This window comes from Sphingomonas spermidinifaciens, assembly GCF_002351485.1.
In the GTDB taxonomy this organism is placed as follows: domain Bacteria; phylum Pseudomonadota; class Alphaproteobacteria; order Sphingomonadales; family Sphingomonadaceae; genus Sphingomonas; species Sphingomonas spermidinifaciens.
The window spans coordinates 1,549,887-1,563,192 of the sequence record NZ_NWMW01000001.1; the positions used below are offsets into that span (position 1 = coordinate 1,549,887).

Here is a 13,306-nt window from a genome sequence, read left to right on the forward strand (position 1 = left end):
CTTACTTCTCCTGAGCGTTCAGCCGTTCGCGAACGGCCGCGGTGATCTTGGGCACGGTGAGCCCGAACTTGTCATAGACGGCGTCGATCGGCCCCGACGCGCCCCAGCCGTCGATGCCAAAGCGGAGGCCATGGACCATCGTGTAGCGCTCCCAGCCGAGCGTCGTCCCCGCCTCGATCGAGACGCGGAGGATCTGCGACGGATCGACGTCGGGGAACAGCTCCGCCTTGTAATCGGCGGACTGGTCCTCGAAACGCTCCCATGACGGCATCGACACCACATCGGCGCCGATCCCCTCGGCTTCAAGCGCCTCGCGCACGCCGACCGCGATCTCGACCTCCGAGCCCGTTGCGATCAGGATGACCCGCCTCTCGGCCTCGGCCGCGCGCAGGCGATAGGCGCCACGGCCCGACAGCATCCCCGCCTCGGCGCGCAGCTGCGGCAGGTTCTGGCGGCTCAAGGCCAGCACCGACGGCCCATCCTGCTTCGCCAGCGCCAGCGCCCAGCATTCCGCCGTCTCGACCGTGTCGCACGGGCGATAGACGTCGAGATTGGGGATGAGGCGCAGGCTGGTCAGATGCTCGATCGGCTGGTGCGTCGGCCCGTCTTCGCCAAGCCCGATCGAATCGTGGGTGAGAACGTAGATGACGCGTGCGTTCTGGAGCGCCGACAGGCGGATGGCGCCGCGCGCATAGTCGGAGAAGACGAGAAAGGTGCCGCCATAGGGGATGACACCCCCGTGCAATGCCAGCCCGTTCATCGCCGCGGCCATGCCGAACTCGCGGATGCCGTAGGAAATGTAGCGGCCGGCATAATCCTCGGACGTCAGCGGCCCGGTCGCCTTGGTGCGGGTGTTGTTCGATCCGGTAAGGTCCGCCGATCCGCCGACCATCTCGGGGATCGCCGCGGTCAGCACGTCGAGCGCCATCTCGGACGCCTTGCGCGTCGCGACCTTCTTCGGGTCGGCGAGCAGGGTTTGGATATAGTCGCCCGCGGGATCGCCCGCGGGCAGCTCGCCCTTCATCCGGCGCGTGAACTCGGCGGCGTCGGCATGGGCGGCGAGGCGCGCGTTCCATGCCTCGTGCTCGCCCTGCCCGCGCTTGCCCGCGGCGAGCCACGCCTCGCGGATGTCGTCGGGCACCACGAACGCCTCGTGCGTCCAGCCCAGAGCCTCGCGCGCGCCCTCGATCTCCTTCGCGCCCAGCGGAGAGCCGTGGCTGCCCGAGGTGCCCGCCTTGGTCGGCGCGCCCTTGCCGATGACGGTGCGGCAGCGGACCAGCGTCGGCAGCTCGCTCGCCACCGCCTCGTCGAGCGCGCGGGCGATGTCGGCGAAGTCGTGGCCGTCGCACTCGACGACGTGCCAGCCGGTCGCGCGGTAGCGGGCCGGAATGTCCTCGATCGACGACTTGGACACAGCGCCGTCGATGGTGATGCGGTTGTCGTCCCAGAGCACCTTCAGCCGCCCGAGCTTCAGGTGCCCGGCCAGCCCGATCGCCTCATGGTTGATGCCCTCCATCAGGCAACCGTCGCCGGCGATCACCCAGGTGTGATGGTCGACCAGATCGTCGCCGAACTCGGCATTGAGGTGTCGTTCGGCGATCGCGAAGCCCACTGCCATCGCGAGGCCCTGTCCGAGCGGGCCGGTCGTCGCCTCGATCCCGGCAAGCTCGAAGTTTTCCGGGTGGCCGGCACAGGGGCTGCCGAGCTGTCGGAAGGCCTTGAGGTCATCGAGCGTCGGACGCGCGAAGCCGGTGAGGTGGAGAAGCGAGTAGATCAGCATCGAACCGTGGCCGGCCGACAGGATGAAGCGGTCGCGGTCCGGCCAGTGCGGGTCGGCGGCGTCGAACTTCAGATAGCGCTGCCACAGCACCGTCGCGACGTCGGCCATGCCCATCGGCATGCCGGGATGGCCCGAATTGGCGGCCTCGACCGCGTCCATCGACAGCGCGCGGATCGCGTTCGCGCAGTCCTGATCCGAAACACTCATTCGGCTCTCCCCATCGCGCGCGGAAGATGGTCGGGCTGGCGGCGCGCGGCTCGCGCGTGCCTTTGCGGCGCTCGCCCGCCCGCGTCAACCGGCCCGGCGCACGGCGGCTGCATCGCCGCTTGCAGGGCGTCCCCCCGATGCTATTGATTCGCCATGCAGGCCCCCGAACATCATCCCGCCGTCGCGCGGATCGAGGCCGCGGTCGCGCGGATCGAGAAAGCCGCCGCCAACCGCGCCTTCGTCGCCGATTCGCTCGCCCGCCGCCACGCGGCGCTGCGCTCGCGGATGGAGGAGGCCGTCGCGGTGCTCGACGAATTGATCGCGCGCGAGGGGCAGGACTGATGGCGCAGGTCAGTTTCGAGGTCGCCGGCCGCCCCTATACCGTCGGCTGCCGCGAGGGAGAGGAGCCGGGGCTGCGCGCGCTCGCCCAGCGGCTCGATGCGCTGGCGCCGGTCGCGACGCGGGCGTCGGGCGGGCTCAGCCACGAGCGGACGCTGCTCTATATCGCGCTGATGCTCGCCGATCAGGTCGCTGATCTCGAACGCACGCCGGCAAGCGGCGTGCCGCCGCACCTTCTCGACAAGCTCGCCGAACGGCTCGAAGCCGTCGCCGCAGCCCTTGAGGAAGAGCCCGCGAGCGCCTAGATTGATAGGCGGCGGGTACTGCCCGGTACGAGCTTTAGCGAAAATCCCTGAGGCGATAATATCATCCAAGGGGACTGTCCCTGCCCGGACCCTGGTCCGAAGCACATGGTTCCCACCTGACGTTTGGGCGTCAGAGGATCTTCCAGCAAACGGCCATGGCGGTCCCGCCACCTTGAACACCGCCCCGCCCCCCAGCCCGGACAAGCGGGCGTTGCGCGCCCGCCTCCGCGCCCTGCGCGATGCGTTCGTGGCAGGCGGCCCGTCGCCGATCCGGCCGCCCGCGGCGTTGCTAGACCGGCTGCGGCCGGACTTGATCGTCGCGAGCTACCTGCCGCTGGGGTCGGAGGCCGATCCAGAGATGCTGGCACAGGCGGCACTGGCGGCCGGCTGCACTCTAGCCCTTCCACGCACGACGACGCGTGCGGCGCAGATCGCCTTTCACCGCTTCGCCGCGGGCGATCCGATCGAAACCGGCCCGTTCGGCCTGCGCCAGCCAGCCCCCGACGCGCCCATCGTGAAGCCGGACATCGTGCTGGTGCCGCTGGTCGCCTTCGACGGCGCCTGCAACCGGCTGGGCCAGGGCGCGGGGCATTACGACCGTGCGCTCGCCGCGCTGCCGGGTGCATGGCCACTGGGCGTCGCCTGGTCGGTGCAACAGGTGCCGTTGCTGCCCGTCGATCCGTGGGACCGGCCGCTTGCCGGTATCGTCACCGAATTGGATTTCATCGAAAGGACCGATCCCCAGTGAACCCCTCGTGGCGGAAACCCGCCGGCGCGCTCCTGATCGTCGTGCTGATCGTCCTGTGGGCGGTACTCGTCGCGAGCTTTTCGGGCGCGATCGGCTCGCTGCACCCGCTGGCCCAGGCGCTGGTCTACATCGTCACCGGCATCGTCTGGATCGCGCCGCTCAAGCCGCTGCTGCGCTGGATGGAAACGGGACGCTGGCGGGCGTGAAACGCAGCGAAGCCCGGCCACTTGCATGACCGGGCTTCGTTATTCTCGCCAGGGAATGGCGCGAGTGACGGGGCTCGAACCCGCGACCTCCGGCGTGACAGGCCGGCGCTCTAACCAACTGAGCTACACCCGCATTGTCCCTGCGAGGACGCGGCCTCTAGACGCCGCCCCCACCCCTGTCAACTCGCCTCGTCATCGTTTTTGCGAAAGGCCGGATGGCGGGGCGCGGGCCGGCTGACGAGGGTACCGTGTTCGAACAGGAACCCGGCGATATCGGGCTTGCCGGCGGCGTTCAGGATGGTCTGGATGATGATGAGGAGCGGCACCGCGAGCAGTGCACCCGGCGTCCCCCAGACCCATCCCCAGAAGCTTAGCGAGACGAGGATCAGGATCGGGCTGATCGTCAGACGGTGGCCGACGATTAACGGCGTGATCGCATTCGCCTCGATCAGGTGCGCGCCCACCATGATGACCGCGGGCAGCATCGCCCACCAGAGTTGGTCGAAGGTCATCAGCCCGCCCAGCGCCAGGAGCGCCGCGGCGATGACCGGGCCGAAATAGGGGATGTAATTGAGCAGCGCGACGATCCCGCCCCACATCAGCGGCGTCGGCATCCCGACGAGATAGAGCGCCCCCGCGACGATCAGCCCCAGTGCGATGTTGATGACGGTGATCGTGCCCAGATAGGCCGAGGTGTCGTCGACCACGTCCTGAATGACGCGCGCGGTCGCGAGCGCGCCGCCAAAGCTCGTCCGGCTGGTGATCGCCGCGCGGCGCAGGCGGGTCCAGCCCGAGAGGAAGAAATAGATGACGAGGATCGCAAAGAACATCTCGATCAGCGCCGACGGCGCCGAGGTGCCAACGAGATCGAGCAGCCCCGTGGGCGGCGGTGCCGCCACCGCCGTCGATGCCTCGCGCGCCGGGGCACTGGCGAAGTTCTCGATCGTGCGATTCACGAAACGTTCGGCGTTCGAATAAAAGTCGATGAGCGGCTTCACGTTCGACTGGATCTGCTCGATCCGCTCGGGCAGCAGCCGCACCCATTGCCACGCCGGCACGACGATCGAGGCGAGCGCGGCGTTGGCGACGGTCAGGAAGACGATCACGCAGATGAACGCCGACAGCGCCGCGGGCAGCCCGCGCCGCTCGAGCCATTCGAGCGCGGGGACCAGCGCGATGGCGATGACGATCGCGGCGGTCAGCGGCAGGAAGAACTCCGACCCCGCCTTGAGCGCGAAGGGCAGCGCGAGGAAAAGCCCCGCGCCCCCCATCAGCGTCAGTGCCGCGAGCAGGCGGTCGCGGCGCAGCTCCTCGACCTGATCGGGCGCGGGCTCGGGCATCGGCGGCAGCGGCGGATGCCGCTCTTCAAGATGGGGGTTGTCGCTCACATGCTCGCCTTAGCGAATCGCGCGCGTGCTGGCGATCCTCCCCCGCCAGGGGAGTGACGGGCGTGTGGCGCGATGGCGATGGCGAACCACAATCGCAGCGACCACCGCCCCTCCGTTAACCTGCGGCTGCCCCCCCTGGCGGGGGAGGATAAAGATGCTAGCCTCGCCGCCATGAGCGACTTCATCCTCGTCCTCGACGAGGGCACCACCTCCACGCGCGCGATGCTGTTCGACCGGTCGGGCACCTGCCGCGACAGCGAGGGCGCGGCGCTCGAGCAGCATTATCCGCGCGCCGGCTGGGTCGAGCATGACGCGGCGCAGATCTGGGCGCGGACGCTCGCCTGCGGCCGGGCGGTGGTCGATCGCGCGGGCGGGGCGAACCGGGTCGCCGCGATCGGCATCGCCAACCAGCGCGAGACCGTCGTTTTCTGGTCGAAAGCGACCGGCGAACCGCTTGCCCCCGCCATCGTCTGGCAGGATCGGCGCACCGCCGCGCTCTGCCGCGACCTTCGCGAGCGCGGCGAGGAAGCGGGAGTGCAGGCGCGCACCGGACTGCTCCTCGATCCCTATTTCTCGGGCACGAAGATAGCCTGGGCGCTCGAGCACTGGCCGCAGTTGCGGGAGTCCGGTGACGACCTCGCGATCGGGACGGTCGAGAGCTGGCTCGTCCGGAAGCTGACGGGCGCACACCTGACCGATGCGAGCAACGCCTCGCGCACGCTGCTGATGGGTCTCGGCACCGGGCGCTGGGACGATGGCCTCCTCGACCTGTTCGGCGTGCCGCGTGGCGGCCTCGCCGAGATCGTCGACAATGCCGGCGACTTCGGCACGACCGACGCATTTGGCGGCCGCATCCCGATCTGCGGCCTGGCCGGTGACCAGCAGGCGGCGACGATCGGCCAGGCCTGTCTCGATCGCGGCGAGGTCAAGGCGACCTATGGCACTGGCGCGTTTGTGCTCGCCAATTGCGGCGCGTCCCCGCCCGCCTCGCGCCACCGGCTGCTCTCGACAGTCCTCTGGCAGCTCGGCGGCCGTCGCGCTTACGCGCTTGAAGGGTCGGTGTTCGTCGCCGGCAGCCTGATGCAGTGGCTGCGCGATTCGATCGGGCTGATCGGACAGGCTGGCGAAAGCGAGGCGCTGGCGCGGTCGGTCGCCGACAATGGTGGCGTCTATTGCGTGCCGGCGCTCGCTGGCATCGGCGCGCCCTGGTGGGAGGCGGAGGCGCGCGCGTCGCTGACCGGCATGAGCTTTTCGACGACGCGCGCGCACCTGGTTCGCGCCGCGCTTGAGGCGATGGCGCACCAAACCCACGACCTCCAGACCGCCTTCGCCGCCGATGGCGCCAAGTGGGCGTGCCTGCGAATCGATGGCGGCATGGTCGCCAACGACTGGATGGCGCAGGACTTGGCCGACATGCTCGATCTTGAGGTCGAGCGGCCCGCCTTTGCAGAGACGACGGCGCTCGGCGCAGCGATGCTGGCGGGGGTCGGCTGTGGCTGGTTCGCGGACCTGGCCGAAGCGGCGACGATGCGCGGCGCCACCGAGCGATTCGCCCCCGCGATCACAGCCCGAGCGCGCGACGACCGGCTGCGGGGCTGGGCGACCGCCGTCGAAACGGTGGTCGCGGCGGCGCGCCGGTAAGCATTCGCTTACCCTTTCGGATGTAGGCTGGCGCCGAAAGGGACCGAACGCCGCCTATGTCCGTCCAGCCGATCGACGCGCACGAACAGCGTGCCAATCTGCGCCTGACGCTGCATGCGGAGGGGCGGCTGTCCGAGCCCTATGCCGGGCAGCACGGGATCGAGTTGCTCGACATCTCGTCGACCGGCGCGCGCATCTCCACCTATCGCCGCTTCCACACCGGCCAGACGCTCTATCTGACCGTCGATCAGCTTCGCTCGATCAAGTGCGAGGTACGCTGGTCGCGACCGGGCGAGGTCGGCGTTGCATTCGAGCGGCCACTGCACGTCGCGATCCTTGAGCATCTCGCGGCCGCGCACCGCACCTGACTCATCTTAGAGCGCCTCCCTGCAAGGGAGGGAAGCAGCTGCGCCAGCAGCCCCTTTCGACTCTTCAGATCAACGCCTCCAGCAGACCGATCAGCGGCCGGTCGGCGGGCGGCATCTCGAGGCGATGGAGCTCGACCGGCCGGACCCAGCGCAGCGCCTCGGCATGGCGCGCCTCGACCACGCCCTTCCACTTGCGGCAGGCATAGAGGAGCAGGAGCAGGTGCCGTTCGCCAAGCGTCTCGCTGGCAAATACCGACGGGGCGAGGCACGCCGCCTCGACGTCGATCCCCAGTTCCTCGTGCAACTCGCGGATCAGCGCCGCCTCGGGCGTTTCGCCCGGCTCGACCTTGCCGCCCGGAAACTCCCACAAACCCGCCATTGGCTTGCCGGGCGGCCTTCGCTGGACAAGCACGCGGCCGTCGGCATCGATCAACGCGGCCGCTGCGACGAACAGCATCGGGATCGGATCGACCGATCTCATTTCCTTAACCCCTTGTGATTACGGTTTCGGCGCGACTGCCTTGGGGGACATGATGCCGCGACTGACACGATTGGCGCAACGCCTTCTCGCCGATCGGCGCGGTGCGACTGCGGTGGAGTACGGCCTGATCGTCGCGCTGGTGGTGATCGCGATCATCGCCGCGGTCATGTCCGTCGCGAGTGTCACCACGACCATGTGGAACAACGTCAACACGCGCGTCGATGACGTGACATGACCGCACGAACAGACGAGCGCACGGTTCCGTTCATCCGAAAATAAAACTGCCCGGCCCTCGGCCTTAAACCTTTTCTCAACTGCCCGCCCCGTATTCGGGTCGTGCTGGTTCCGGGGGCTCTCGGACAGCCGGGTGTTTGAAGCTTTGGACCGATGGAGACCGGAATGCAGAAGATTCGCAAGATGTTTGCCGACAAGAAGGGTGCGACCGCGATCGAGTACGGCCTGATTGCCGCGCTGATCGCCGTTGCGGCGATCGCCGCGATGCAGGGCCTGGGCAACAACCTGACCAAGACGTTCAACAACGTCGCATCGAACATGAAGACAACCTGATCGATTCCTGATCGGACTGACTTCTCAGGCAGGCGGCGGGGCATCGGCTTCGCCGCCTTTTCCTTGCCCGACATTCGTCGTCGCGGCAGAGCGGTTCGCCGCAGCGAAGCCTCCGGCATCGCGGGTTAATTTGACTTTAGCAAAGCGTGGCTACACCGCGGATGCACATGGCCGGTGCGGGCGGCCAGCGGCGGGGGCCGAACGGACTTGTTCCTCAACGACGACCAGCATTGGCTAGACGGATCGGGCACGGGCACGCGAAGCTTCGGGCGTGCGGCCGCACTGGTCCTGCCGCCGCAGACGCGCACCGAGCAATTGATCGAGCGGCTGCGCGCCCTCGACCTCGTTGTCGATCTGGGCGCCGATATCGGCTCACCCGCCTGGTGGCGCGGTACCGCCACCTGCCTCTCGCTCTGCGCCCTGACGCTGGCGCTGGCCCCCGGTTTCGACCGTCCTATTCACGAGGCGGGCAGCGCACCCCTTACGACTACCGACCGCGACGAGGTCGCCTCTCAGTCCATCGCCCCGCTCGCCTTCGGCGCGACCAGCGGCCGGCGCATCGGCGCGACCAATGCCGTTCGCCCGCTTGCGGACACGCCCGAGCGGCCGACGCTCGACCTGTCCGCCACTCTCCCCGGCGGCGACGCGCTCGCGCGCACGCTGCGCCGCAGCGGGGTCGGCGCGGACGAGGCGGACCGCGCCGCTGCGCTTGTCGCCGAGCAGGTCGCGCTCGCCGACATCCGGCCCGGCACGCGCATCGACCTGACGCTCGGGCGCCGGCCCAGCCGCGACGTGCCGCGTCCGCTCGACCGGCTCGCCTTCCGCGCGCGCTTCGACCTCGCACTCGAGGTAATACGCGACGGCGGCACCTTCGCGGTTCGGCCGATACCGATCGCGATCGACGCGACGCCGCTGCGCATCCGCGGGCGGGTGGGCGCCAGCCTCTATCGCTCGGCCCGTGCGGCGGGCGCGCCTGCGAAGGCGGTCGAGGCGTTCATTCGCCAGATCGCGACGCGCGTCCCGATGTCGCGCCTCGGCGCCGACGACCAGTACGAACTGATCGTCGAGCAGGAGCGCGCTGCCACGGGCGAGGTGCGACAGGGCAAGCTGCTCTATGCCGCGGTCGGCCAGGGCGATCGCCGGACCCAACTCGTCCGCTGGGAGGATGGCGGCCGGACCGACTGGTTCGACCCTAGGGGCGTGGGCGAGAAGAAGGGCGTGATGGCGATGCCCGTCGCCGCGCGCATCTCCTCGGGCTTTGGCTGGCGGACGCACCCGGTGCTGCGGTTCCGCCGCCTGCATAAGGGCATTGACTTCGCCGCCCCTTATGGCAGCCCGATCCGCGCAGCGACCGATGGCGTCGTCGCCTTTGCCGGGCGAAACGGCGGCTATGGCAATTTCGTCAAGCTCGTCCATGGCGGCGGGCTTGCCACCGGCTATGGCCATATGAGCAGGATCGCGGTGCGTGGCGGCGAGCGCGTCACGCGCGGCGAGGTGATCGGCTATGTCGGCTCGACCGGCCTGTCGACCGGTCCACACCTCCATTACGAGCTGTGGCGCAATGGCGCGCCGATCAACCCCGCCTCGGTCAGCTTCACCACCACCTCGCAGCTGTCGGGCCGCGATCTGGCCGAATTTCGCGCGCTCACCGCATGGCTGATGGCGGTGCCGGTGCGCGGCGGCAGCGCGGTCGCCGAGTAGCAGTCAGGCGGCGGGCGGCTCGCCCATCGCCCCCTGCCCCGCGCGATAGCCGAGCGTCGCGCGCCCCTGCACCGGCCCCGCCACGTCGGCAACGAGGTAGAGCGGCCGCCGCTTCGATTCGACATAGAGCCGGCCGAGATATTCGCCGATCATCCCGAGCACGAGCATCTGCACCGCGCCCAGGAACACGGTGATCAGCATCAGCGACGTCCAACCCTGCACCGCCGACCCGGTGAAGAAGCCGATCGCGATGTAGATGAGGAGCAGGAAGGAGAGGAAGAACAGGGCGATGCCGATATGGCTCGCCCAGCGAAGCGGCGCGGTCGAGAAGCCCGTCACTGCGTCGAAGGCGAAGCGCAGCATCTTCGACAGCGGATACTTCGTCTCGCCCGCATGCCGCTCGTGCCGGTCATAGAGGAAGGGCACCTGCCTGAACCCGACCCAGGCGACCATCCCGCGGATGAAGCGCGCCTGTTCGGGCAGCGAGAGCAGCGCGTCGAGCGCGCGGCGGCTCATCAGGCGGAAGTCGCCGGTGTCGAGCGGGATCGGCGTGTCGGTCACCCGATCGAGAAAGCGATAGAAAGCGGCGGCGGTAAGCTTCTTGAAGAAGGTCTCGCCCTCGCGGCGACGGCGGACGGCGTAAACGACGTCGGCGCCCTCCGCCGTCATGACCGCGCGCATGTCGGCGAGGAGCTCGGGCGGGTCCTGAAGATCGGCGTCGATGATAAGGATCTGCGCGCCGCTGCAGAGGTCGAGGCCCGCGGTCAGCGCCAGCTGATGCCCGTGATTGCGCGACAGATTGACCGCAACCAGCCGAGGATCGGCCGCCGCCAGCCGCTGCATCACCGCCCAGGAGGCATCGCGCGAACCGTCGTTGACGAGGACGATCTCGTGATCCTCCCCCACCGCCGCCCGCGCCGCCGCCGAGACGCGGGCGTGCAGCACCTCGAGGCATTCGGCTTCGTTGTAGCAGGGGATGACGACGGAGAGCGCAGGTCGGTGCATGACCGGCGCGTGTAGCGAAAGCCGGGCCTCGCTGAAAGCGCTGCTGCGTCGGCTGGCACCGCCCTTCCGGGTAGTGGGTGTTACAACACCGTCGCGTCGAGCCCGTCGAGGATGAACTGCGTCGCCAGCGCCGCGAGCAGGACACCGAGCAGCCGGGTGATGACCGCCTCGATCCGGGTGCCGAGCAGTCGCATCATTGGCCCGGCGGCGATCAGCGCGGCAAGCGTGACGAGGAGGATCGTCGCCAGCGCCCCGAGCACGACGAGCGATGCGGCGATCCCTTCCGTCCGGCTCATCATCAGCATCACCGATGCGATCGACCCTGGCCCGGCGATCATCGGCATCGCCATCGGAAAGGCAGCGACATCCTCGACCTCGGGCGTCTCGATGATCTTCTGCGCGCGGTCCTCACGCCGCTGGGTGCGCTTCTCGAACACCATCTCGAGCGCGATGAGGAACAGCATGATGCCGCCGGCGATCTTGAACGCATCGAGGCTGACATGGAGCGCGCGCAGCAGATCCTCGCCGAACAGCGCAAACCCGATCAGGATCGCGCCGGCGATCAGCACCGCGCGCACCGCCATCGACCGGCGCTGCACCGGCGTCGCGCCCGTCGTCAGCCCGGCATAGATGGGCGCGCAGCCCGGCGGGTCGATGATGACGAAGAAGGTGGCGAGCGCCGAGACGTAGAGCTCGATCATCGCGCCGGCGCCTCGACCCGGTCCTCGATCACCGGCCGCATCGTCCGGCCGTCCCATGCCGAAACGCTCAGCGTGCGGCCGCCATCGGCACGAACCGACCAGCGCCACGCGATCGTGCCATCGGTGGAGGCGCCGCCGTCATCCGCACCCACCGCGTTCGCGGCGCCCGGCAGCGGCGCCGGCTTGCCGTCGCAGCTCGCCTTGAAGGTGATCAGCCGGTCGCCGGGGCGAGGACTGGGCAGAAAGTCGCCATGATCGACGATCCAGCGCCACGTCCCGTCACCCTCGCGCCGCCACACCGTGGTGAAATAGCCGACGCGCCCGTCGGGCCACTGCGTCACGCCGGTATTGACCGCGAAGCGGCCGTCGCAGGATACGTGACTCTCGGTCGGTTGCCAGCGCACGGCAGCCGGCGGATCGCTGAGCGACTTGAGCAGCGCCTGCGCATTGACCGGCCCGGGCGCGAACAGGATGGCGTCGGGCGCGGCATAGCGGCGGAACGCGGTCCACTGCCCCTCCCGCTGCGCGGCGGCAGCAAAAGCACGCTCGGCATCAACGACCGAGCCCGCCTGCAACGCCAGCGCAGCCAGCCACAGGCTCATCAGATCGCCTGCGGGTCGAGCGCGATGCCCTCGCGCCGGTGCGCGGCGACGAGCGTGTTGCGAAGCAGGCAGGCGATGGTCATCGGCCCCACCCCGCCCGGCACCGGCGTAATCGCCCCGGCGACCGACGCCGCGCTCTCGAACTCGACATCGCCAACGAGGCCCGCGGGCGTGCGGTTGATGCCGACGTCGATGACGACTGCGCCGGGTTTCAGCCACTCCCCGCGCACGAAACCCGCACGCCCGACCGCCGCGACAACGATATCGGCATGGGCAAGGTGGTGTGGCAGGTTCCGGGTCCGCGAATGCGCGATCGTCACGGTGCAGTCGGCCGCGGTCAGCAGCGCCGCCATCGGCTTGCCGACGATGTTCGACCGGCCGATCACCACCGCGTTCAGCCCCGACAGCTCGCCGAGCTGCGCCTTAAGCAGCATCAGGCAGCCATAAGGCGTGCAAGGGACAAAGCCGTTGAGGCCCGTTGCCAGCCGCCCGGCATTGACGGGGTGAAAGCCGTCCACGTCCTTGTCGGGATCGATCCGCGTGAGCACTGCCTGCGCGTCGAGCCCCCCGGGCAGCGGCAGCTGGACGAGGATGCCGTCCACCGCCGGATCGGCATTGAGGCGATCGACCAGCGCGATCAGGTCGGCCTGGGCGGTGTCGGCGGGCAGGCGATGTTCGAAGCTTTCCATGCCCGCGGCGACCGTCGCCTTGCCCTTGGACCGGACATAGACCGAGGAAGCCGCGTCCTCGCCCACCAGCACCACGGCGAGGCCGGGCTTGCGCCCCGCATCCTCGGCGAAAAGCGCCGCCAGCTCGGCGACGCGCGCACGCAGTCGTTCGGCTGCTTTCTTCCCGTCGATCAGTTCGGCTGTCATGGCGCGCTCCCTATCGTGTCAGGCGCGGCGCCGCCACCCCGGCGTCAGAGCGGGACGGCGCCGCCCGAGGCGATATTGGCGGCCAGCCCCGCGAGCACCCGGTCGAGGATCGCGATGGCGATCAGGACGACGATCGGCGACACGTCGAGCGCCCCGAAGTCGGGCAGGATGCGGCGGATCGGGCGGTAGATCGGCTCTGTCAGCGTGCCGAGGCCGTTCCACAGCGAGCGCACGAAATCATTCTGCGTGTTGATGACGTTGAACGCGATCAGCCACGACAGAATCGCCTGCACGATCAGGATCCACCACAGGACGCTCAGCAGGATACGGGCGATGTCGATCAGGGTGAGCAAACGGTCCTCCAGCGAAGCGTGCGGTGCGCATATCGGAAC

Annotated in this window: 17 protein-coding genes, 1 tRNA gene and 1 other RNA gene; 10 read left to right on the forward strand and 9 right to left on the reverse strand. The window is 69.1% G+C overall.

Annotation, left to right across the window (positions count from 1 at the left end; genetic code table 11):
- Position 1 precedes the first annotated feature (1 nt).
- Positions 2–1,987 carry a transketolase gene (gene tkt, locus COC42_RS07370; RefSeq protein WP_096342510.1) on the reverse strand — a complete coding sequence of 662 codons (1,986 nt, stop codon included), beginning with the start codon at positions 1,985–1,987 and terminating at the stop codon, positions 2–4.
- Between the two features lie 153 nt (positions 1,988–2,140).
- Here tkt and COC42_RS07375 point away from each other — a divergent pair, with 153 nt between their 5' ends.
- The 5 genes from COC42_RS07375 to COC42_RS17635 all read left to right on the forward strand — a co-directional run bounded on the left by COC42_RS07375 (position 2,141) and on the right by COC42_RS17635 (position 3,585).
- A complete protein-coding gene (locus tag COC42_RS07375) occupies positions 2,141–2,329 on the forward strand; it encodes a hypothetical protein (protein ID WP_096342511.1) in 189 nt (62 codons plus the stop codon).
- Positions 2,329–2,631, forward strand: coding sequence for a cell division protein ZapA (locus COC42_RS07380; RefSeq protein WP_096342512.1), 303 nt, complete (start codon positions 2,329–2,331; stop codon positions 2,629–2,631). The genes COC42_RS07375 and COC42_RS07380 overlap by 1 nt, the downstream gene beginning before the upstream one ends.
- 12 nt (positions 2,632–2,643) lie before the next feature.
- Positions 2,644–2,800, forward strand: a non-coding RNA gene (gene ssrS, locus COC42_RS18195) — 6S RNA.
- A 42-nt stretch (positions 2,801–2,842) separates the two neighbouring features.
- Positions 2,843–3,379: a 5-formyltetrahydrofolate cyclo-ligase gene (locus COC42_RS07385; protein ID WP_245843913.1), complete on the forward strand. Its 537-nt coding sequence runs from the start codon at positions 2,843–2,845 to the stop codon at positions 3,377–3,379.
- A complete protein-coding gene (locus COC42_RS17635) occupies positions 3,376–3,585 on the forward strand; it encodes a DUF2842 domain-containing protein (RefSeq protein WP_176484518.1) in 210 nt (69 codons plus the stop codon). The genes COC42_RS07385 and COC42_RS17635 overlap by 4 nt, the downstream gene beginning before the upstream one ends.
- 56 nt (positions 3,586–3,641) lie before the next feature.
- Here COC42_RS17635 and COC42_RS07395 read toward each other — a convergent pair.
- Together COC42_RS07395 and COC42_RS07400 are read right to left on the reverse strand one after the other, a co-directional pair.
- A tRNA-Asp gene (locus tag COC42_RS07395) sits at positions 3,642–3,718 on the reverse strand.
- A gap of 46 nt (positions 3,719–3,764) precedes the next feature.
- Entirely contained in the window at positions 3,765–4,925 is a 1,161-nt protein-coding gene (locus COC42_RS07400) for an AI-2E family transporter (RefSeq protein WP_096343166.1), read from the reverse strand.
- 219 nt (positions 4,926–5,144) lie between these two features.
- Between COC42_RS07400 and COC42_RS07405 the strand changes: the two genes are divergently transcribed.
- Positions 5,145–6,614, forward strand: coding sequence for an FGGY family carbohydrate kinase (locus tag COC42_RS07405; protein WP_096342515.1), 1,470 nt, complete (start codon positions 5,145–5,147; stop codon positions 6,612–6,614).
- 56 nt (positions 6,615–6,670) lie between these two features.
- Positions 6,671–6,982, forward strand: coding sequence for a PilZ domain-containing protein (locus COC42_RS07410; protein WP_096342516.1), 312 nt, complete (start codon positions 6,671–6,673; stop codon positions 6,980–6,982).
- Positions 6,983–7,046: 64 nt separating this feature from the next.
- On the opposite strand, the gene COC42_RS07415 is transcribed toward COC42_RS07410, so the two are convergent.
- The gene (locus tag COC42_RS07415; RefSeq protein WP_096342517.1) at positions 7,047–7,463 is read right to left on the reverse strand and encodes a (deoxy)nucleoside triphosphate pyrophosphohydrolase; all 417 of its coding nucleotides are present in this window, start codon (positions 7,461–7,463) and stop codon (positions 7,047–7,049) included.
- Positions 7,464–7,515: 52 nt separating this feature from the next.
- On the opposite strand from COC42_RS07415, the gene COC42_RS07420 reads away from it, so the two are divergent.
- From COC42_RS07420 to COC42_RS07430, 3 genes are all read left to right on the forward strand, one after another.
- Positions 7,516–7,698, forward strand: coding sequence for a Flp family type IVb pilin (locus tag COC42_RS07420; protein ID WP_425442824.1), 183 nt, complete (start codon positions 7,516–7,518; stop codon positions 7,696–7,698).
- Between the two features lie 164 nt (positions 7,699–7,862).
- Positions 7,863–8,030: a Flp family type IVb pilin gene (locus tag COC42_RS07425; RefSeq protein WP_096343167.1), complete on the forward strand. Its 168-nt coding sequence runs from the start codon at positions 7,863–7,865 to the stop codon at positions 8,028–8,030.
- 207 nt (positions 8,031–8,237) lie between these two features.
- Complete coding sequence (locus COC42_RS07430; RefSeq protein ID WP_141395800.1) at positions 8,238–9,731, forward strand: M23 family metallopeptidase; 1,494 nt, start codon at positions 8,238–8,240, stop codon at positions 9,729–9,731.
- A gap of 3 nt (positions 9,732–9,734) precedes the next feature.
- Here the strand turns inward: COC42_RS07430 and COC42_RS07435 are convergent, their stop codons facing one another.
- The 5 genes from COC42_RS07435 to COC42_RS17880 form a co-directional block, all read right to left on the reverse strand.
- Positions 9,735–10,736, reverse strand: a complete 1,002-nt coding sequence (locus COC42_RS07435; RefSeq protein ID WP_096342520.1) for a glycosyltransferase family 2 protein — start codon at positions 10,734–10,736, stop codon at positions 9,735–9,737.
- Positions 10,737–10,816: 80 nt separating this feature from the next.
- A complete protein-coding gene (locus COC42_RS07440; RefSeq protein ID WP_096342521.1) occupies positions 10,817–11,437 on the reverse strand; it encodes a MarC family protein in 621 nt (206 codons plus the stop codon).
- Positions 11,434–12,039 carry a YybH family protein gene (locus COC42_RS07445; RefSeq protein ID WP_096342522.1) on the reverse strand — a complete coding sequence of 202 codons (606 nt, stop codon included), beginning with the start codon at positions 12,037–12,039 and terminating at the stop codon, positions 11,434–11,436. The genes COC42_RS07440 and COC42_RS07445 overlap by 4 nt, the downstream gene beginning before the upstream one ends.
- A complete protein-coding gene (gene folD, locus COC42_RS07450) occupies positions 12,039–12,914 on the reverse strand; it encodes a bifunctional methylenetetrahydrofolate dehydrogenase/methenyltetrahydrofolate cyclohydrolase FolD (RefSeq protein ID WP_096342523.1) in 876 nt (291 codons plus the stop codon). Before folD ends, COC42_RS07445 begins: the two co-directional genes overlap by 1 nt.
- Positions 12,915–12,958: 44 nt before the next feature.
- Positions 12,959–13,267 (reverse strand): YggT family protein, encoded by a 309-nt coding sequence (locus tag COC42_RS17880; RefSeq protein WP_245843914.1) that lies wholly within the window; start codon positions 13,265–13,267, stop codon positions 12,959–12,961.
- Positions 13,268–13,306 lie beyond the last annotated feature (39 nt).